The sequence below is a fragment of the Streptomyces sp. C1-1 genome (assembly GCF_050214755.1).
In the GTDB taxonomy this organism is placed as follows: Bacteria; Actinomycetota; Actinomycetes; order Streptomycetales; family Streptomycetaceae; genus Streptomyces.
In genome coordinates, this window is the sequence record NZ_CP189826.1 from 899615 (window position 1) to 919018 (window position 19404).

The 19404-nt window shown below is 69.0% G+C and carries 11 protein-coding genes and 1 pseudogene; 2 read left to right on the forward strand and 10 right to left on the reverse strand.

What is annotated here, in order from left to right; all coding sequences use genetic code 11:
- Positions 1 to 17: 17 nt before the first annotated feature.
- The 6 genes and pseudogenes from ACQF4J_RS03985 to ACQF4J_RS04010 form a co-directional block, all read right to left on the reverse strand.
- A complete protein-coding gene (locus ACQF4J_RS03985) occupies positions 18 to 1667 on the reverse strand; it encodes a glycoside hydrolase family 27 protein (protein WP_427164564.1) in 1650 nt (549 codons plus the stop codon).
- A 34-nt stretch (positions 1668 to 1701) separates the two neighbouring features.
- Positions 1702 to 3114 carry an arabinofuranosidase catalytic domain-containing protein gene (locus tag ACQF4J_RS03990; protein ID WP_427168556.1) on the reverse strand — a complete coding sequence of 471 codons (1413 nt, stop codon included), beginning with the start codon at positions 3112 to 3114 and terminating at the stop codon, positions 1702 to 1704.
- Between the two features lie 409 nt (positions 3115 to 3523).
- Positions 3524 to 4699 (reverse strand): annotated as a pseudogene (locus ACQF4J_RS03995) (endo-1,4-beta-xylanase); the annotation flags it as partial.
- Positions 4700 to 4784: 85 nt separating this feature from the next.
- Positions 4785 to 5939, reverse strand: a complete 1155-nt coding sequence (locus ACQF4J_RS04000; protein ID WP_427164565.1) for a ricin-type beta-trefoil lectin domain protein — start codon at positions 5937 to 5939, stop codon at positions 4785 to 4787.
- A 53-nt stretch (positions 5940 to 5992) separates the two neighbouring features.
- Positions 5993 to 8443: an RICIN domain-containing protein gene (locus ACQF4J_RS04005; protein ID WP_351806896.1), complete on the reverse strand. Its 2451-nt coding sequence runs from the start codon at positions 8441 to 8443 to the stop codon at positions 5993 to 5995.
- A gap of 176 nt (positions 8444 to 8619) precedes the next feature.
- Positions 8620 to 10215: an arabinofuranosidase catalytic domain-containing protein gene (locus ACQF4J_RS04010; RefSeq protein WP_351806894.1), complete on the reverse strand. Its 1596-nt coding sequence runs from the start codon at positions 10213 to 10215 to the stop codon at positions 8620 to 8622.
- Positions 10216 to 11144: 929 nt separating this feature from the next.
- On the opposite strand from ACQF4J_RS04010, the gene ACQF4J_RS04015 reads away from it, so the two are divergent.
- Complete coding sequence (locus ACQF4J_RS04015) at positions 11145 to 12404, forward strand: RICIN domain-containing protein (protein ID WP_427164567.1); 1260 nt, start codon at positions 11145 to 11147, stop codon at positions 12402 to 12404.
- An 84-nt stretch (positions 12405 to 12488) separates the two neighbouring features.
- On the opposite strand, the gene ACQF4J_RS04020 is transcribed toward ACQF4J_RS04015, so the two are convergent.
- Complete coding sequence (locus tag ACQF4J_RS04020) at positions 12489 to 13511, reverse strand: LacI family DNA-binding transcriptional regulator (RefSeq protein WP_351582917.1); 1023 nt, start codon at positions 13509 to 13511, stop codon at positions 12489 to 12491.
- Between the two features lie 238 nt (positions 13512 to 13749).
- Positions 13750 to 14874: a GH12 family glycosyl hydrolase domain-containing protein gene (locus ACQF4J_RS04025; protein WP_351582914.1), complete on the reverse strand. Its 1125-nt coding sequence runs from the start codon at positions 14872 to 14874 to the stop codon at positions 13750 to 13752.
- An 846-nt stretch (positions 14875 to 15720) separates the two neighbouring features.
- Here ACQF4J_RS04025 and ACQF4J_RS04030 point away from each other — a divergent pair.
- A complete protein-coding gene (locus tag ACQF4J_RS04030; RefSeq protein ID WP_351582911.1) occupies positions 15721 to 17466 on the forward strand; it encodes a glycoside hydrolase family 6 protein in 1746 nt (581 codons plus the stop codon).
- A 102-nt stretch (positions 17467 to 17568) separates the two neighbouring features.
- Here the strand turns inward: ACQF4J_RS04030 and ACQF4J_RS04035 are convergent, their stop codons facing one another.
- The gene (locus ACQF4J_RS04035; RefSeq protein ID WP_427164568.1) at positions 17569 to 18438 is read right to left on the reverse strand and encodes a calcium-binding protein; all 870 of its coding nucleotides are present in this window, start codon (positions 18436 to 18438) and stop codon (positions 17569 to 17571) included.
- 212 nt (positions 18439 to 18650) lie between these two features.
- The gene (locus tag ACQF4J_RS04040; protein ID WP_351804851.1) at positions 18651 to 19400 is read right to left on the reverse strand and encodes an SDR family NAD(P)-dependent oxidoreductase; all 750 of its coding nucleotides are present in this window, start codon (positions 19398 to 19400) and stop codon (positions 18651 to 18653) included.
- Positions 19401 to 19404 lie beyond the last annotated feature (4 nt).

Here is a 19404-nt window from a genome sequence, read left to right on the forward strand (position 1 = left end):
GTGACGAGCAGGGGGACTCAGCCCAGCCTCCATTGCTGGCTGCTGCTTCCGTTACAGGTCCGCAGCTCGGCGAGGGTGCCGTCGGCCGTGGCCCCTCCGGCGACGTCCAGGCACAGGCCGGACTGGCGGCCGGTGATCGTGCCGTCGGAGTTCAGCGACCACTGCTGGTTGCTCTGGCCGTTGCACTGCCAGATCTCCACCTTCGTCCCGGGCGTGGTCTGGTTGTCGTAGGCGTCCAGGCACATCTGACCGCTGCCGGAGTAGACGGTGAGCTGGTCGGAGGCGGTGTGGGTCCAGGTCTGGTTGGCACCGCCGTTGCAGCTCCAGATCTCCACCTGGGTGCCCGCGGTCGTGGTCGAGTTCGGTACGTCCAGGCACTTGCCCGACCCGACGGCGTGCAGCGGGCCGGTGACACCGGTGGAGCCGCCGCTGGTGCCGCCCGCGACCCGGTACATCACCGTGCCGTGCCCCGGCACCGAGGCGCTGATGGCCCCGGAGGTCGTCGAGGACGCGCCCGACCACAGGTCGGTCAGGGAGTACGTGGACGCCCCGGTCTTGCCTATCGCGGCCGCGCTGGTGGTGATGGTCGCCGTGGAGCCCGTCTCGTTGAACAGCGCCACCGACACGTCCCCGTTGGCCAGCGGCTTGGCCAGCACGTCCAGGCCGCCCGAGGAGGAGACCATGGTGCCCTGCTTGCCCAGGGGGTCCTGGTCGACCGCGATCACCCGGGAGTTGGTCAGGACGGACAGGGTGGCCGAGCCGGCCTGGGGGATGTCGGTGCCCGCGATGAGCGGCGCGGCCATCTCCGCCCAGAGGCTGAACTCGCTGCGGTTCTCGGTCGCCGTCATCGAGCCGTTGCCGATCTCCAGCATGTCCGGGTCGTTCCAGTGGCCGGGGCCGGCGTAGGAGGCCAGTCCGACGTTGCTGTGGAAGATCGACAGCATGCTGGAGTAGGTGGGGCTGATGTCTCCGGTCGTGCGCCAGCTGTTGCCCACGCTCGCGCCCCAGGTCCACACGTTCTCCTGGCCCCAGTTGCACAGGCTGTACAGGATCGGTCGGCCGGTGGCCGCGAGGGCGTCCCTCATGGTGGTGTACCGGGTGCGCGCGGGAACGCCGGTGTTGTTACAGTTGTCGTACTTCAGGTAGTCCACGCCCCACGACGCGAACGACTGCGCGTCCGTGGTCTCGTGCCCGAGGCTGCCCGGGTATCCGGCGCAGGTCGCGGTGCCCGCGTCCTCGTAGATCCCCAGCTTCAGCCCCAGCGAGTGGACGTAGTCGGCGGTCCCCTTGATGCCGTCGGGGAACTTGGCCGGGTCCGGCACCAGGTGACCGCCGGAGTCCCGGTTGTGGGTCATCCAGCAGTCGTCGATGTTGACGTATGTATAGCCCGCCGCCTGCATGCCGTTGGTGTGCATCGCCTGGGCGGTGGACTTGATCAGTGACTCCGAGACGTTGCAGCCGTACGCGTTCCAGTCGTTGAAGCCCATCTGCGGAGTCGGCGCGAGCCCGTTGCCGAGCGCGGCGGCGGGGTGCGCCGTGCCGAGGGAGAGGAGAGGAACGGCAAAGGTGAGCAGCACGGTCGAGAACATGAGCGCCAGGGTTCTGCGCAGGGACGGCAGCGGAGGCAGGGGCCGTGGGCGCCTGGGTCTCATGGTGGTCGGGGGCATACGTCATCGACTCCTGGGGCGAGTTGGAGGTGGGTCAGCGGTAGCCGGCGGCGGTGATGTTGGCCTGTACTGCGCTGTCGGTGGCGTCGGAGGGATAGCCGGCGACCATGGCGCCCTCGTAGAAGGTGCCGGCGCTCAGGTTCGCGCCGCCGCCCGGCTTGCAGCAGTCGCCGCCGCTGCCCAGGACGATGGCTCCCTGCTTCTTCATGGGGCTGTATCCGGCGGGCAGTCCGCCGTCCCACAAGGTGGTCAGGCTCCCTGACTGGGCGTTGCCGCCTTTGAGGGCGAACCTCGACGTGCCGTTGTTCTTCAGCATCGCGGTGACGAACTTGGTCGGAAACGCACGCTGGTTGGGGTTCCAGGACTGGCTGCCGCCCGAGTACAGGCCCCACTCGAGGTCGGCCTGCACCCAGGGGCCGCTGCCGGAACAGCCGCCGAACCAGCACTCGGTACCGAAGTTGATCGCGTCCATGGCTCCGGCGGCGTCGGCCTTCCTGGTCGTCTCGCTGTTGCCGTAGTCGAAGCAGCAGCCGCCGTTGACATGGGTGCCGCTGGTCACCATGTACGCCCCCTCGGGCGCGGAGCCGGTCGGTACCCCGGTCAGATGTCCGTCCCGCCAGTAGCTGTTGCCGGGGTTGATGTAGAGCGAGTACGCCTTGGCGCCTCCGGCGGTCAGCGACTCCGAGGTCGCCTTCGCGGGACTGCTCTGGTTCGACCCCGGGACCTGGGCCGAGCCCTGGTACCACAGGTCGTTGCCGTGGCCGGACTGATCGCGCACGACCGTGATCACGCACGTGGTGCCCGCGCAGAACGCGTCCTGTGCCGCCGCGTCGGCGAACCCGCCCGGCGCCAGTACTCCGATGTCCCTGGTCGCGTTGTCCGAGGCGCGCCTGACCTGGTACAGGGTGCCGTTGTAGGAACCGTAGAGCGCCCGCACGGTGCTGTGCGCGGCCACGCACGGCGTGCCGCCGGCGGCGTAGATGTCGCACGGGCCCGAGCCGCCGGGCGGGGGCGGAGCCGTCGCCATCGTCCACTTCTGATTGCTCTGGCCGTTGCAGGTCCACAGGATGACCGCGGTCCCGTTGGCCGTCGCCGCCCCGTTGACGTCCAGGCAGAACCCGGACGCGGTTCCGGTGACGGACCCGTCGGAGTTCTCCCGCCACGCCTGGGTGGTACGTCCGTCGCACGGGCGGATGACCACCGGGGCCCCGGGCGCCGTCCGGTTGTCGTAGGCATCCACGCACCGGATGCCGTTCATCGTCCTCAGCTCGCCCGCCGCCGTGAGCTCGAACGCCTGGTTGACCTGGCCGTTGCAGTCCCAGATCTGCAGCGCAGTGCCCGACGTGTCGACATCGCCCTTGACGTCCAGGCAGCGTCCCGACGCGGAACTCACCAGGGGCGCCGCGGCCGCCGATGCCGACCAGGTCGGCGCGGTGGCCAGCACCATGGCCAGGAGTGCGAGCACGCATACGGCCGCGACCGCCGGTAAGCGTGGTGCGCGAGCCGCGGGGCGGCAGGGCGGAGCGAATGAAGGCTGCATTCCGTGTCCTCGATATGCGGGGGGGGAAGGGGACGGAAAGTGCTGTGCCTGCCCGAAAGGGCTCGAGAAGGGGTGTCGACCGCTCCGTCAGCGCGCCCGAGAGCGCCCACAGGGAACACTCAGACATCCCATGACGCATAGTGATCCCACAGCCTCGTTGCCATGTCAATAGGCCTGTCTCCGCGACCAAGGGCGATATCCATCCCATGTCTGTCCCTTGGTCGAGACGGTTCGAGGGCATGCCGAAACCCGCGTCCGGCGACGGCCGCCGTGCCGGACGCGGGCTTCACTGGCCCCGGTCACCTCACATGAAGTTCCAGTGCTGGTTGGCACCGCCGTTGGAGTCGAGGACCTGGACGGGGCTCCCGTTGGCGCTCTGCGCCGACGGAACCTCCAGCGCCCGGCCCGAAGCGACGTCGGTCAGCGAGTCCACCGCTCCCGAGACGATGCCACCCGAGTTCCCCGCAGCGCCGCCGAGCGCGGTCAATGCCGCGTTGTAGGCGGGCTTCTTGTTGCCGTTGCGGTCGAACAGCAGGGGGTTGTCTCCGCTGCGCCAGGAGTCGCTGTCCCGGATGCCCCACACCGTGATGCCCTTGCAGCGGGCGATGTTCATGCAGGCTTTGACGGTGTTGGTGTAGGCGGTCGCCGGGGCCTGGGCGATGTCGAGTTCGGTGATCTGTACGTCGACGCCGAGGGCGGCGAAGTTGTTCAGCGTGGTCTGGAAGCCGGCGGGCGGTCCGCCGGTGCCGAAGTGGGACTGGAAGCCGACGCAGTCGATGGGCACGCCGCGGTTCTTGAAGTCGCGGACCATGTTGTAGACGCCCTGGGTCTTGGCGTCGGACCAGTTCTCGATGTTGTAGTCGTTGTAGCAGAGCTTGGCGGCCGGATCGGCGTTGCGTGCGGTGCGGAAGGCTTCTTCGATGAAGCCGTTGCCGAGGACGTTCTGGAAGACCGAGGAGCGGTGCTGGCCGCTGCCGCCGTCGGCGAAGGCCTCGTTGACCACGTCCCAGGCGTAGATCCTGCCCTTGAAGTGGTTCATCTCGGTGGTGATGTGGTTGTTCATCACGCTGCGCAGGGTGCCCGCGTCGGTGATGGAGCTGACCCAGCCCGGCAGTTGGGAGTGCCAGACCAGGGTGTGGCCGCGCATCCGCTGACCGTGCGCGGCGGCGTGGCTGACGATCTGGTCGGCGGGCCCGAAGTTGAAGCTGCCGCGGGAGCGCTCGGTGGTGTCCCACTTCATCTCGTTCTCGGGCGTGATCATGTTGAACTCGCGGTCCAGGATGCCGGAGTACGTCGAGTCGCCCAGCTTCCCGGCGGCCACGGCCGTGCCGAAGTAACGGCCGCTGTCGGCCGCCGCGGCACCCAGTGTGCCGGAGGCCGCGTGGGCGGCCGGGTTCCCCGGGCCGGCCAGGGCCAGTGCCGCACCGGCTGCCACGCCGGCGGCCAGGGCCAGGGCCCGGCGCAGACGGGGCTCTTCATTGAGCCAGGACATGAGGGATCAGTCTCCTTGTATATGTGGGGGGTGCGTGTGGGGGGTTGTGACACCGACGACGCGTCGGTGTCTCTGCCGAGCCGGGTTACGCAGCCGAGGTGACCGGCAGCGCGGTCCATTGCTGGTTGGCGCCACCGTTGCAGTCCCACAGGACGAGTTGCGTACCGTCGGTGGTGGACGACTGGGGATCGTCGAGGCAGCGTCCGGAGGCAGGGTTGCGGTAACCGCCGGCGTTGGACTGCCATTGCTGGTTGCTGCCGCCGTTGCAGTCCCAGACCTGCATCTTGGTGCCGTTGGCGGTGCCGCGGCCGCTGGCGTCAAGGCATTTGCCGAGCGCGCGCAGGGTGCCGTCGGAGCGCGCAGACCACGCTTGCGCGGCGGAGCCGTTGCACGTCGCGATGTCGACGGCGGTCCCGTCGGCGCTGTTGCCGCCGCTCACGTCCAGACACTTGCCCGCGATTCCGGAGCGCACCTGACCGTCCGCCGAAGCCGGCGACCTGATCCAGCCGGCCGCGTCCGCGGCCTGCACGCCCGCGTTGAAGGCGTCCGCCATCTTGCGGAAGCCGTTGTCGTTGGGATGCAGGGAGTCGGACAGGTCCGCGCTGGTCAGGGCGCTCATATCCACCAGGCGTACATGCTTGCCGGCGGCCTGCTCGGCCTGGACGATCCCGGGCAGCTTGGCGTTGAAGGCGGGCCGGTTGGCCTCCTCGATGCCGCTCGTGGAGACGATCACGGTGCCGACGAGGACGGTCGCGTCGGGGGCGTCGCGCGTGATCTGGTCGATGAGCGCACGCAGCCGGTCAGGAGCGGTCGGGATCTGATAGTTGCCGTTCAGATCGTTGGTGCCGATCTCCAGGGTCACCACGTTCGGGCGGTAACGGGCCAGTACGGAGTCCGCGATGCCGCCGATCTGGTCGATCCGCCAGCCGGAGTGGCCTTCGTTGTCCGGGTCGGACATGGTGCCGTTGCGGCCCGAGCCGACGAAGTCCAGGGCGTGTCCCTCGGCCGCCAGCTGGTTCCACAGGAAGCTCCGGTAGCTGTTCCCCGACGGGCTGCCGACGCCCCAGGTGATCGAGTCGCCCAAGGGCATCAGCCGCAGGGTGGCGGGCGCTGCGGGGGCGGCGGCACGATGCGCGGAGGACGGCGGCCCGGAGCCGGCGCCGGCCGCCGCGGGTGACGCGGCGCCGATGCCCAGTACGGCCGTCAGCGCGACGGCCAGGGGTACCGAGTGCTTCTTCATAGGCGTTCCTCACTGGTGCGGGCAGTGGGTGGGGTGAACGAGCACTCGGCCGGTCAGCGAGGGTCGAAGTCCTGGTTGCTGCCGGCCGTGTTCTTGCACGGCCATTGGTCCAGCTGCTGGCCGGGGTTGCTGCCGCCGCCGTAGACGTCCAGGCACAGGCCGCTGTTCTGGTTCCGGAAGGAGTACGAGCCGTCGGACTGCTGTACCGGGAGCCACAGAGCGCCGGCCGTTCCGTTGGGGGTCTGCTGCACGATGTCCGGCGTACCGGCGGCCGTCGAGCCGTCGGACACCGCCACCATCAGGCCGGAGTTCTGTGCCTGCAGTTGTCCGTAGCCACCTGCCGCCGGGACGAACCGGAACTGCTGGTTGCTCTGACCGTTGCAGGTCCACTGGTCGACCGCGGCGCCCGCGCTGCCGGAGTTGCCGTGCACGTCCAGGCACAGGCCGTCGCTGCCGACGACCAACCGGTGGTAGCCGCTGGGGAAACCGCCACCGCCGCCCGAGGATTGGACGCCCGCCTGCTGTATGACCTGCCGGGCGTCCTGAGGCCAGTTGGTTCCGCTGACCTGGACGTTTCCGGTGAGCACGTTGTGGTGCGGAGGGCCGGTGGCCACGTACGCGTTGCCGCCGTTGTACCAGTTGCCGGAGAACGTGCTGTCGTCGGTGTGGTTGTTCGCGTTGGCGTTGGTGAGAGCCCAGTTGCTCGCGTCCTGAACCACGTTGTTCGACACCGTCAGGTAACGGGAGCCCTCGTCGAGGTAGAGCGCGGTGGTGTGGTTGTTGTCGTACATGTAGTTGTCGGAGATCACCGAGCCGGGGTTCGCGGACAGGTTGTAGATGCTGCCGCCGTCGAACATCGCGTTCTTGGTGTCGTAGATCAGGTTGTGGGAGACCGTGGTGTTCTTCAGCGTCGTGGGGGTGCTGTAGACGGGCTGGTAGGCGTACGTGCCCCGGTTGACGTAGTCCTGGCTGCCGCCGGGGTCGTTGACGCCCCAGCCCCAGCCGATGTCGATCCCGTCGTAGGGCAGGTGATCGCACTGGTTGTGGGTGATCGTCGCGCCGGTGACGTAGGTGGACAGGATCGCGGCGGTCTCCTTGTAGTCGGTGCCCACCCCGCTCACCTTGTTGTTGCTGATGGTGATGTTCTGGTTGGTCATCTGCGGGTTGCCGGGATGGTGCGCGTCCGGCTGGATGCCGCCCACCTGGATGCCACTGCCGGCGTCGTCGGTGAAGGTGTTGCCGGTGATGGTGACGCCGTTGGCGCCGAGTCCGGTGCCGGAGGCCGTGGCGACGCCGTCATTGCCCACGCCCAGTCCGGCTTGACCCAGTTCGGAGAAGGTGTCGCCGGAGAATGTGATGCCGGTGGCGGCGGAGACCTGCACGGCCGCGGGCATCTGCGCCCAGTGGTTACGGGTGGCCTCGAACTGCGTGCAGCCCGATTTGCATGTGCTCAGCCAGTTGGCGGGCATCGCGTAGGCACCGGTGATGTGTGCGCCGCTCTGCTGGTCCGCGTAGCCCTCGGGTCCGCTCGGGCCGAGCCAGGAGGTTCCCGTGAACCGGATGCCGGTGAAGGCCAGACCGGCCGCGGGTGTGCCGTGGCTGCCGCTGATGCCCAGCAGGCTCTGCAACCGGGGCAGTTCGACGTCGTAACCGTTGGGGTTCTGCCCGGCAGGGGCGCGGTAGTACAGGTCGCCGGTGGACGAGTCGAGATACCACTGTCCGGCCTGCTGCAGGAAGGCGTAGTTGTTCTCCAGGTACATCGTCCCGCCGGCGAACGGCGCATTGATGGTGTCGTAGCCCCAGGAGTTGTTGTTCCACGCGGGCTGCCGCATGGTGATGGTCCTGCCGGAGATCGACTGCACCGGCGCGTAGCGGTCGGTGAAGGAGTTGATGCTCTCGACTTCCATGTGGTCCTGGTCCGAGAGGCCGGCCAGGTAGTCGAGGGAGGAGTCGGTGACGGCCAGGCCGGTCTGGGTGAAGGTGAAGGCGGAGCGGGGCACCTGGATCGACGCGCGGGGTGCCTCCCTGCCATTGACGTAGAGCTGGCGCGTGTTCACACCCGTGCCGACGTGGACCGACCAGATGTTCTTCGACAGATCATGCACCTGCCAACCTGTGATCTGCTGGGCTCCTGTCACCATCGGTTGCTGAGCGGAGGCACCCTGGTAGGTGATGGTGTGGCCGTTCTGACCGCCGTCGCCGGAACCGAAGGTCAGTGGCTCGGAGAGGCGGTAGGTGCCGCCGGCCAGGTGGACGACGACGTCCGTATCGGCCGAGAGACGGTGCGCGGGCTGCTGCGCCTGGTCGATGGTGGCGAACGGCTGCTCGGCGCTGCCGTTCCCGCCCGGAGCCGCGTCCGGCGCCACATACAGGTCGGCGGCCGCCGCCTGGCGCGCTGTCGGCGGCGCGTGGGCGACGCCGGCGGTGGCCGGGCTGCCGATCAGCAGGGCGAGCAGAGCTACGGGGACGGCCCACAGACCGCGAAGTGCTCTGGCTCTGGACATGGTCATCCTCCGGTGGTGGCGCGTGTGGTCCCGTCTTGCGCGAGGACGGGTGCTTGCCGCACTTCCGCCCCCCGTGCGCGTCGCCGGCATGACATGCCTGCCGGGGCGGCCCTGCGAGCGTCGGGTGGCGAGTCCGTGGCCGGCGACGCACCGGCCACGGAGGGGAGCCTCTCAGGTCAACTGAGGCTCCATTGCTGGTTGGAGCCGCCGTTGCACGGCCAGAGTTCGGCCAGGGCACCGTTGGCCGTGGAGGCACCGGTGACATCGAGGCAGAGCCCCGACTGGGTGCCGGTGACGGTGCCGTCCGAATTGACCTGCCACTGCTGGTTGGACCCGCCGTTGCACGGCCAGGTCACCACCTTGGTACCGGCGGACGTCTGGTTGTTGTACGCGTCCAGGCACAGCTGGCTGCCGCCGCTGTAGACGGTCAGCTGGTTGGAGGACGTGCGGGTCCAGGTCTGGTTGGCACCACCGCTGCAGTCCCAGATCTGCAGCTGCGTACCGGCCGTGGTGGAAGAGTTCGGCACGTCCAGGCACTTGCCCGCGCCCACCGCGTGCAGCGCGCCGGTACCCGTACCGCCCCCGGAGGAGTTGCCGTATCCGACCGCGGTGATGTTGGCCTGTACGGCGTTCTCGGTGGCGTCCGACGGGTAGCCGGAGGTCATCACGCCCTCGTAGAAGGTGCCTTGGGCGCCCTTGCTGTTGTCGCCGCCGATCCCCAGGATGATGGCGCCCTGCTTGCGCATCGGGTTGTAGCCGGCGACGTTGGGGCGCACTCCGTCGTAGAAGGTGGACAGGGAACCGGACTGCGCGTTGCCGCCGCGGATCGCCCAGTGGTTCGGGCCGCCCTTGATGATGGCGGTCGTGTACCGGTAGTTGATGGTCGGGTCGTTGGCGTTGTAATGCTGGTTCACCCCGGAGAACAGGCCGTTCTCCAGGTCGGCCATGATCCAGGGACCGTTGCCGCTGCCGTATCCCCAGACCTTGATGTTGCCGAAGTAGATGGCCTCCATGGTGCCGTTGCCGTCGTCGTTGCTGTCCGTCTCGGCATTGCCGTAGTCGAAGCAGCAGCCGCCGTTGTAGTGCGTGCCGTCGAAGATCGCGTACATGCCTTCGGGGTTGTCCCCGGTGGCGACGCCGTTGGTGTGGTTGTTGCGGTAACCGGTGCCGGGTGCCACGAAGACGCCGTAGGCCTTGTGACCGCCCACCGTGGTCGGCGCGGCGGTCGCGTTCGCGAGATTGTCCGGGCCGCCCGCCGCACCGCCGCCGGGCGCCTGGGTGAGGTTGTTGCCGCGGCCCGACTGGTCGTAGATGACCGTGATCAGGCAGGTCGTCCCCGAGCAGAACGAGTCCTGGGCGGAGGCGTCGGCATACCCGCCCGCGCTCAGGACGCCGATGTTCCGGGTGGTGTTGTCCGAGGAACGCCGGACCTGGTACAGCGGTCCGTTGTACGAGGCGTACAGGGCGCGTGTCGTGCTGTGCGCCGCCACGCAGGACGTACCGCCCGACGCGTAGATGTCACAGGGGCCGGACGTGGCCGCGCGGGCTGTTCCGGCGGTGGCCGTCGCCCCCGCCAGGGTTCCGGCGACGAGCGCGGCCGCGGTACCCGCCCGGGCCAACGTCCCCCAACGGGAGCGGACAGGGCGCGCCGGCGACACCGGTGTCCGAGATGACGCGGCCCACGGCCTGCCACGGTGCCGTACCGCCGCGAGCAACCGCTCGACGCCGCCCCGCACGGACAGCGGGTGGCGTCTTGTACGTATGGTTCCCATCTGATCTCCCTACCGTGCCGGCGCAACCCGCTCGGGGTGTGGTGATGGCATCGGCGGATGCCGAGGCGCTCGGACGTGCCGTTGTGCAGTGGGATTGCAGCGAGGTTTCGGGGGAGACGGTGCTCCCGGTCTCGCGGGGCCGTGACGTGTGCCGTGCTCCCTGCTGTGAACCTCGTTGCGGAATCGATTCGACTGCTTATTCCCGCGGTTCGCAAGCCGTCTGCGCCGTCGAAAAGTTGCGGTGTGGCGGCAGGTGGACGACCGTTCCGCCACCAGCCGTTCGGGAACCGCGAGTCGCGCGAGAGCGGACGGCAGCCGTTGCGAATTCTCCCGAGGCCTCGCCATCATGGCGATGAGCAGGGACGCAGTCATGTATACGGGCCGCGGGTCCGGAGGCCGGCCGGAGCCGGCGGCCCCTGACCACGCGTCGGATTCGCATTCGACTCACGGCCCGCCATTGACCCCGTAGACCACCGGTCGTAGCATCCCGTCGAAGCGCTTGCGTCGAACCGATTCGCCTCACATCTCGGGTACTTGTGAGACGCGGAACGCACGTCGGCTCCGGCAGCCCGGCGCCGTTCCCCCGAACCCTTGCCTCCCGGGTCCGCCCGGCCGGTCACGTTACGACGCCGCCGGCGCGGCGCCGTTGTGCGACACGGGTTCGTCCAGCACCACTCACAGCGGGTCCCTTCAGTGCGGCCGCACCACCGAACGCGCGGCTCACCGCCGCGGACCCATCACCCCTGCGCCGCGCACCGCAGAGAAGCGGCTCGGAATCCGGTGTGCCACCACCGAGACCGCAACCGCATGAAACGACAAGGAGATTGCCGATGCCAAGCACCGCCCTTCCACCCCGGGCTTCCGAGGAGGCTCCGTCCGCCCGGACGCGACCCGGCTTACGGGCACGACCCCTCAGGACGGTCACGGCCGTGATCGTGACCGTGGCCGGGCTCATCGCGGCCATGCTCTCGTCCCTTCAGCCGGCCGCCGCCGCCGGCAACCCCTACCAGCGCGGTCCGGATCCCACGGTGGCCAGCGTCGCCGCCACCCGCGGCCCCTTCACCACCGCCTCGGTCAATGTGGCACCGGGCAACGGGTTCAACGGCGGCACCGTCTACTACCCCACCGACAGCACTCTGGGCACCTGGGGCGCCGTCGCGATCGTCCCCGGCTACACCGCCCGCTTCGCCGACGAAGAAGCGTGGATGGGGCCATGGCTGTCGTCCTTCGGGTTCGTCGTGATCGGCGTCGAGACCAACAGCCGCACCGACTACGACACCGCCCGCGGAACCCAGCTGCTGGCAGCGCTGGACTACCTCACGCGGCAGAGCCCCGTGCGTGACCGGGTCGACCCCGACCGGCTGGCGGTCATCGGCCACTCGATGGGCGGCGGGGGCGTCATCAGCGCCTCCGAACGGCGGCCCGCACTGAAAGCCGCGATAGCCCTCGCGCCCTTCTCCCCCTCGCAGAACCTGGCCACCGACCGGGTACCGACGATGGTCATCGGCGGACAGAACGACACCGTGGTCACCCCGTCCTACCTCGACGGGCTGTACGCCACCATGCCCGCCGCGACCCAGAGCGCCTTTCTGCAGATCGCCGGAGCCGACCACGTCTACTACACCCATCCCAACAACACCGAGATGAAGGTCCTGATCCCCTGGCTGAAGACCTTCGTCGACAACGACACCCGCTACACCCAGTTCCTCTGCCCGACCCTGGCCGATCCCGCCGGCATCTCGATCTACCGCGGCAAGTGCCCGTACGTGCCGACGGGCAGCACGCCGCCCAGCGATAGCGGTTTGCTGCGTGCGGTGGGTGCGGGCAAGTGCCTGGAGGTGCCGGGCGGTTCCACGACGCCGGGCACGCAGACGCAGATCCGTGACTGCACCGGCGCGGCGAACCAGACCTGGTCCCAGAGCTCCTCTCACGAGCTGAGCGTCACCATGGGCGGCAGCCGTCTGTGCCTGGACGCCTCGGGACAGGGCACCAGCCCCGGCACCAAGGTCATCACGTGGAGCTGCAACAACCAGGCCAACCAGCAGTGGACGCTCAACGCCAACGGCACGATCACCAGCGCCCCTTCGGGCCTGTGCCTGGACGTCACCGGCGCCGCCACCGCCAACGGCACTCCAGCACAGCTGTGGACCTGCAACGGCCAGACCAACCAGCGATGGACGCTCAACTGACCCCAAGAGACATGCCCCGCGACTTGCCGTGAACTGCCCGCCCCGCACGTCCGGTTCGGGTCTGCGGGCGGGCAGGGACCGTCGTCAGGCCGATTCGCGGACGATCAGTTCCGTGCGCAGGATGACGTGGCGCCAGGCGACGAAGGGCTCCTCCATCTCCTCCAGCAACAGTCGGATCATGACCCGCCCCATTTCCTCCACCGGCTGACGCACGGTCGTCAGGCGTGGTTCGGTGCGCTGGGCCAAGGAGAAGTCGTCGAATCCGATCACGGCGACGTCCTCCGGCACCCGCCGCCCCGCGGCACGCAGCGTCTGCAGTGCCCCTGCCGCCGCGGTGTCGGACGCCGCGAGGACGCCGTCGATCTCCGGGTGCCGCCGGAGGAGTTCCTCCATGGCGCGGCGCCCGCTGTCCTCGGTGAAGTCGCCCTCGGCGACCAGGGACCGCGAGCCTTTCAGGCCGGCCGTCTCCAAGGCCTCCTGATAGCCGCGCAGCCGGCATTGGGCGACGTACATGTCCAGCGGGCCGGTGATCGTGGCGATCGCTCTGCGGCCCTGGTTCAGCAGATGGGACACGGCGTTGCGGGCACCGCCGACGTTGTCCGCGTCCACATAGCTGACGTACTCGTCGCCCGAGCGGCGTCCGAGCAGCACGGTCGGCAGCCGCGCCTCGGCCAGCATGTCCGGCAGTTGATCGTCGGCGTGCACGGACATCATCAGGACCCCGTCGACCCGGCCGCCCCGTGCGTACTCCAGGAATCGCCGGCGCTCGTCCTCCGAACGCACCAGGGTCAGCAGCAGTTGCATCCCGGTGTCCGCCAGTGCGTCGCCGAGCGAGCGGACGATCTCCGAGAAGAACGGCTCGGCGAACATCCTCCAGTCCGGCTCCGTGAGCACCAGCGCCACGGCGTCGGCCCGTCGCCCGGCCAGCGACCGGGCGGCGAGATTGGGCACGTACCCCAGTTCCTCGATGGCGCGTTGCACGGCCCGGCGTGTCGACTCCTTCACTCCGGCCGCGTTGTTGACGACTCGGGAGACCGTGCCCCGCCCCACCCCGGCGTGGGCGGCCACCTCTTCCAGCGTCGGCGCCCCAGGGCGTCGCTTGCCCATCACCACCTCCCCCACGAGATCACCGATCCTACGGCCCCGGGTACCGGGCACACGACTTTCGGCGCGTCATCAACTGAGCGCTGAGACACGGGAGTCGGGATCGAAGACCGTCGCGGGGTGGGGGTCGTTGCCGGAGGTGGGGGTCGTTGCCGGAGGTGGGGGTCGTTGCCGGGGTGGCGGACGGTCGCTCCCGTCCGCTCCCGGTGGGCGAGCCGTCAGCCGACGCGCGCCTGCGCCTTTACGCCGCGGTGCAGGCCGTTCCGTTCAGGGTGAAGCCTGCCGGTTTGGCGAAGGTGCCGTCGTACGTGCCCTGGAACCCGAAGGACACCTGCCCGCCGGCCGCGATGTTCCCGTTGTACTGCGTACCGCCGGCCGTCACCGCCCCCGACGAGCCGGAGAGGTTGGCGTTCCACGCGCTCGTGACCTTCTGTCCCGCGGGCAGGGTGAACGCGAGGTTCCAGCCGTTCACCGGGGAGGAACCGCCGTTGGCCACCGTGACGTCGGCGGTGAAGCCGCCCTGCCACACGTTCGTGCCGTAGGTCACCTTGCAGGCCGATGAGCCGCCCGGGCCGCCGGGCGTGCCGCCGCCGAGGTTCACGGTCGAGGAGAACGACGTCACGGCCAGTCCGGCACCGTTCTGCCAGGGCTCGAAGCCCGCCTGAACACTCGTCAGATACCAGTTGTCCTGCGCGAGTCCGCGGGAGACGGCCTGCCGGAGGAAGTCCATCACGTCGAAGCTCCAGCCGCCGATGGCCGACGGTGCGACGAAGGACAGTACGTCGTTGGAGCCGTTGTTGCCGGACCACACCTGCCACGAACGCCCGGCGACGGTGGCGGTGCCGGTCTGTGAGCCGACCGGCTGGACAGGCCCGACATGGTTGAGCCAGACCATGATCTCGGTGCGGTTCACGCCGTCGGTGCGGGGCGTGGGGTCCAGCCAGATGTCGTAGGCGGCGTCGTAGACCGCGTTGCTCACATAGCTGTAGGAGATGCTGGTGGGCGCGCTCGAGATCGAGCTCAGCCTGGCCGGGAGGTTGGTGCCGGGTGAGCAGTTGGTGTAGTGGCAGCCGTTGAACACCGACGGATAGGACTTCGGGGCGCCGTTGGTCGAGACCGAGCCGTCGGCCTGGGCGATCCTGAAGCCGGAGTCGGTGACCGTGATGCACTGGGTGGCGCTGGTCCCCCAACGGTTGTTCTGGACGACGTAGCGGCCCTGGATCGTGGTCGAGCCGTACTGCTCGCAGATGGTCGTGTCGGCATGCGACGGCGAAGTGGCGGTGAGGAGAGCCGTCAGCGCGAGAAGCGATGTGAGCAGGGTGCCGAGCAGGGCTCGCGCCCTGGCTCGCGGTTTCGACTGTTGCATGCGGTTCCTCCGCGGGGGTGTGAGGGGATGGCGAGAGCACCCCATCGGATTGGGAGCGCTCCCAAATCGGTCTCGCAGGGCGGACGTAGTGATCATGTGCCTGACAAGATGGGGTGCCGGACGACCCTCGGGGGTTGAGGACCGCCCGGCGAGGTGACTCCGTCGACCTGCGACGGAGTCATGCACGCGGAGCTTCAGAGGGGGCTGTTTCGAGGGGCTCCGCGCACGAGCCGACGGCCGCCGGCGAGATGTCCGCCGGCGGATCGTGACATTCGGGCCGTGCGCCGCGCCGGCCGGCGTTCGACACGGACCAAGGCCCGACTCCGTGCACGCGTCCGGAATCCATGTTTCTGGTTCCCTCCTTGCGAGTGCGGCTCGAGGGGGGTCAAGGCTTGAACCAGTGGGAGCGCTCCCAATAGTGGGGACGGGTGCGGCTGCGGTCAAGACGTTAAGAAGTTGAATCGTTCGAACCGAACCAGCTCGGAAAAGTCGAGCAACACCCCTGTGCAATCAGTTGTGTTGGCGCTACCGTCCGTTGCACCAGTGGGAGCGGTTCCATCAGTCGACGCGTCCGTCACGACGCGCCAAGCTGCAAGGAGTCGCTCATGCGACACCCCCCGCCTTCAGCACCTTGAGCCATCGCCGGGAAGGCCGCGCCCGACGCGAGCGCGTGCGATCAGCCTCTCCCCGGCCCGCGGGCTCGACCCCATCGCACCAGGCGTCCCGCTCCTCGCATGACGACGCCGCGCCCCACCGCGCGCGCTCCTTCGGGCTGCGCGAACTCCCGCACGTCCTCAACCCGTGATCACCACTCATGATCACCCAAGGGAGAAGGAACCCGTACTCATGAGTCGTACCAGACTGCCCCTTGTCGCCGCGCTGGCACTGGTCGCCGGAACCTCGGGGACGGCGCTCCTCGCGTCACCGGCCGGTGCCGCCGTCACGTCGGTTCCCTGCACCGTGGACTACAAGATCCAGAGCCAGTGGGACACCGGCTTCACCGCCGCCGTCACGATCACCAACAACGCTTCCGCCAAGTCGAGTTGGTCGCTGAAATGGTCGTACGCCGGTGACCAGCGGGTGACCAACGGCTGGAGCGCGAAGATCACTCAGAGCGGTGCCGCGGTGACCGCCACCAACGAGACCTACAACGCCGCGCTGGCGACCGGCGGTTCGGTCAGTTTCGGCTTCAACGGCTCCTACAGCGGCACCAACACCGTGCCCGCGACCTTCACCCTCGACGGTGTCACCTGCAATGTCGACGACGGCAGCGGCTCGGGCGGCGGGGGCGGCACCGGGGGCGGAGGGGGCGGTGGGACCGGCGGCGGCAACACCGGCGGCCGGGTCGACAATCCCTATGCCGGGGCCAAGGGGTATGTGAATCCGGAGTGGTCGGCCCACGCCGCCGCCGAACCGGGCGGCAGCCGTATCGCCGACCAGCCCACCGCCGTATGGCTCGACCGGATCGCCGCGATCAACGGGGTCAGCGGCGGCATGGGCCTGCGCGCACACCTCGACGAGGCACTGAAGCAGAAGGGCTCCGGCGACCTGGTCGTGCAGCTGGTCATCTACGACCTGCCCGGCCGCGACTGCGCCGCTCTCGCCTCCAACGGCGAACTCGGACCGGACGACATCGACAAGTACAAGTCCCAGTACATCGACCCCATCGCCGCGATCCTCTCCGACCCCAAGTACGCGGGCCTGCGGATCGCCACGGTCATCGAACCCGACTCGCTGCCCAACCTGGTCACCAACGCCGGCGGCACCAACAGCACCACCGCCGCCTGCGTGACCATGAAGAGCAACGGCAACTACGAGAAGGGCGTGTCCTACGCACTGGCCAAGCTCGGTGCCATCTCCAACGTCTACAACTACATCGACGCCGGTCACCACGGGTGGCTGGGCTGGGACAGCAACCTCGGGCCGGCCGTGCAGGAGTTCGCCAAGGTCGCCACGACCAACGGCGCGAGCGTGAACGACGTGACCGGATTCATCACCGACACCGCCAACTACAGCCCCACCAAGGAACCGAACTTCAAGGTCACCGACACGGTGAACGGCCAGACCGTGCGCCAGTCGAAGTGGGTCGACTGGAACCAGTACGTGGACGAGCAGTCGTACGCCGTCGCCCTGCGGGACAAGCTGGTCGCGGCCGGGTTCAACTCCGGTCTCGGCATGCTGATCGACACCTCCCGCAACGGCTGGGGCGGCTCGGCCCGGCCCACCGGCCCGGGACCGCTGACGTCCGTCGACGACTACGTCAACGGCAGCCGCATCGACCGGCGCATCCACGCCGGGAACTGGTGCAACCAGAGCGGCGCCGGCCTCGGCGAACGGCCCACCGCGTCCCCGGCCGCCGGAATCGACGCCTACGTGTGGGTCAAGCCCCCGGGCGAGTCCGACGGTTCCAGCTCCGCCGTCTCCAACGACGAGGGTAAGGGCTTCGACCGCATGTGTGACCCCACCTACGGTGGCAACGTCCTCAACGGCAACAACCCCACCGGCGCCCTGCCGAACGCGCCGCTGGCCGGCCACTGGTTCTCCGCCCAGTTCCGGCAACTCATGCAGAACGCCTACCCGCCGCTGCCGTGAAGCGGTGACGCCGTGAAGGAGTGAATTGGTGAGTGCCCTTCGGGGCCGGCCCTGGGCGAGGGCCGGCCCCGAAGGATCACGCTCAGGTGCCGGGTTCGTGTGTCAGGGGCGTACGTCGACGTAGTCGCCGGCGGCCTTGGCGGGCCCGGTGGTCGTGGTGCCCGCGAAGTTCCAGCGCCAGTAGCCGTCCCGGACCGCCTTGACCTTGGTGGACAGAGTGCCGGTGTTGCTGGTGGTCACCGTGGCCACGGTGGTGTAGGTGCTGCTGTCCTTCGGGCGGAACTGGAGTTTCACGGCCCGGCCCGCGTAACCCGCGTACCGGTAGGTGTCCCAGTTGGCCCGGACGAGCTTGCCGGTGACGGTGATCCAGGCGCCCTTGGCGACCGGTTCCGATGCGGCGTTCACGGTCAGCTGCGCCGCCCGCTTGAGGCCGAACGACGCCACGTTCGGGGCGAACACGGAGCCGCCGTCGTTGGCGTCGACCAAGGTGTCGGCCGACCAGGTGCCCGCGTTGGCGTTCGCCAGGTCCACCGGGTCGTCGCTTCCCGGGGCCGGGTGGGCGTTGACGGTGAACACCATCGTGCACGTCGTTCCGTTCTCGCACATGGCGTCGGTGGTGTAGAAGCCGCCGTGCGGCCCTTTCAGATCCACATCCGCGGAGAGCAGGCCGGAGTCGTCCGACCCGGTGACCGTCACGGGGAACGACACGTTGTGCGTGATGCCCACGATCACGTCGTGCCCTGAGTTGACGGTGACCCCGCTGACCACGGGGTCGCTGAGCGCGGTGCCGGACGCGGCGCCGGCCGAGGCGCCGGTCCCCACCACGAGGCCGGCGACGACCCCGACCACCGCGCCGCGACGTATCACCCCGGCAACAGGTCTGCGGGGCCGGGCAGTTGTGAGGGCGGGTGGGGTGGTCCCACTCCCGCCGTCCTGCCCGTCGTCGCTCAGCGGCTCGGCGAAGCGGCTCATGATTCCTCCCGGGTACGAAGGCCCTGCTGCCAACCACCCGCGAAGAAAGGCGTCTGGCGGTGAGAGCTGCGGACTGACGTGTGTCACCCCGTACGACTACCGAACCCGGCCGACCGTTGCCCTGAGTTTGACAGCGCGCAAACACCGGCCCAACTGGAAGACGCAGAACGCTACTTGGTGGCGGCGCGATGTCATCTCGTACCGCAGTGCGGTCACTTCGCCTGGGCGAGCCGGACCGCGTCGGGGCCGGCGGGGAACCGGAGCTGTCCGGTCGTGTCGTGCACGGCTCGCCACACCGTCTCCGCCACGTCACTTTCCTGAGTGAAGAGGTCCTGGCCGGTGAAGTCGTCCATGGCCTTCTTCGCGAAGGCCCGGTAGGGCTCCGGCACCAGCTCGTCCGGTGCGGTGCCGTTCGTCGCCCTGACCGCGAAGTTCGTCGTCAGGCAAGCGCCCGGCTCGACCGTCTTGGCCCGCACACCGAACGGCTCGAGTTCGAGGGCGAGGGACGCCGTGAACCCCTCGACGGCCATCTTGCTCGCCTTGTAGACGGCCGACAGCGGCATGTGCCCCAGCACCACACTGGAGGTCACGTTGACCACCACTCCGGAACCGCGCTCGCGGAACTGGGGCAGCACCGCCTGCGTCGTCGCCATCACGCCGAAGGTGTTGGTCTCGAAGACCTCGCGTACGCGGGCCATCGACGTGCCCTCGAACACGCCGATGGACGGCACGCCCGCGTTGTTGACCAGGACGTCGATGGGGCCCGCCGCCTCGATGGCGGCGGCGATGCTCTCCGGCCGGGTCACGTCGAGGGCGACGACGCGGAACCGGTCCGACTCGGGCAGGAGACCCGGGCGCGGGGTGCGCATGGTGGCGATGACGTTCCACCCCTGCGCGTGGAAGTGGCGGGCGGTCTGCTGTCCGTAGCCGGACGAAGTGCCGGTGATCAGAACCGTGTTCATGGCG

What these genes read in the sequence shown, in the direction of transcription:
- ACQF4J_RS03990 (WP_427168556.1), bottom strand. Translation starts at nt 3,114, where the DNA reads ATGGTGCTGGCCACCGCGCCGACCTGGTCGGCATCGGCGGCCGCGGCG.
- ACQF4J_RS04000 (WP_427164565.1), bottom strand. Translation starts at nt 5,939, where the DNA reads ATGAAGAAGCACTCGGTACCCCTGGCCGTCGCGCTGACGGCCGTACTG.
- ACQF4J_RS04020 (WP_351582917.1), bottom strand. Translation starts at nt 13,511, where the DNA reads ATGGGCAAGCGACGCCCTGGGGCGCCGACGCTGGAAGAGGTGGCCGCC.
- ACQF4J_RS04030 (WP_351582911.1), top strand. Translation starts at nt 15,721, where the DNA reads ATGAGTCGTACCAGACTGCCCCTTGTCGCCGCGCTGGCACTGGTCGCC.
- ACQF4J_RS03985 (WP_427164564.1), bottom strand. Translation starts at nt 1,667, where the DNA reads ATGCCCCCGACCACCATGAGACCCAGGCGCCCACGGCCCCTGCCTCCG.
- ACQF4J_RS04040 (WP_351804851.1), bottom strand. Translation starts at nt 19,400, where the DNA reads ATGAACACGGTTCTGATCACCGGCACTTCGTCCGGCTACGGACAGCAG.
- ACQF4J_RS04035 (WP_427164568.1), bottom strand. Translation starts at nt 18,438, where the DNA reads ATGAGCCGCTTCGCCGAGCCGCTGAGCGACGACGGGCAGGACGGCGGG.
- ACQF4J_RS04010 (WP_351806894.1), bottom strand. Translation starts at nt 10,215, where the DNA reads ATGGGAACCATACGTACAAGACGCCACCCGCTGTCCGTGCGGGGCGGC.
- ACQF4J_RS04025 (WP_351582914.1), bottom strand. Translation starts at nt 14,874, where the DNA reads ATGCAACAGTCGAAACCGCGAGCCAGGGCGCGAGCCCTGCTCGGCACC.
- ACQF4J_RS04005 (WP_351806896.1), bottom strand. Translation starts at nt 8,443, where the DNA reads ATGTCCAGAGCCAGAGCACTTCGCGGTCTGTGGGCCGTCCCCGTAGCT.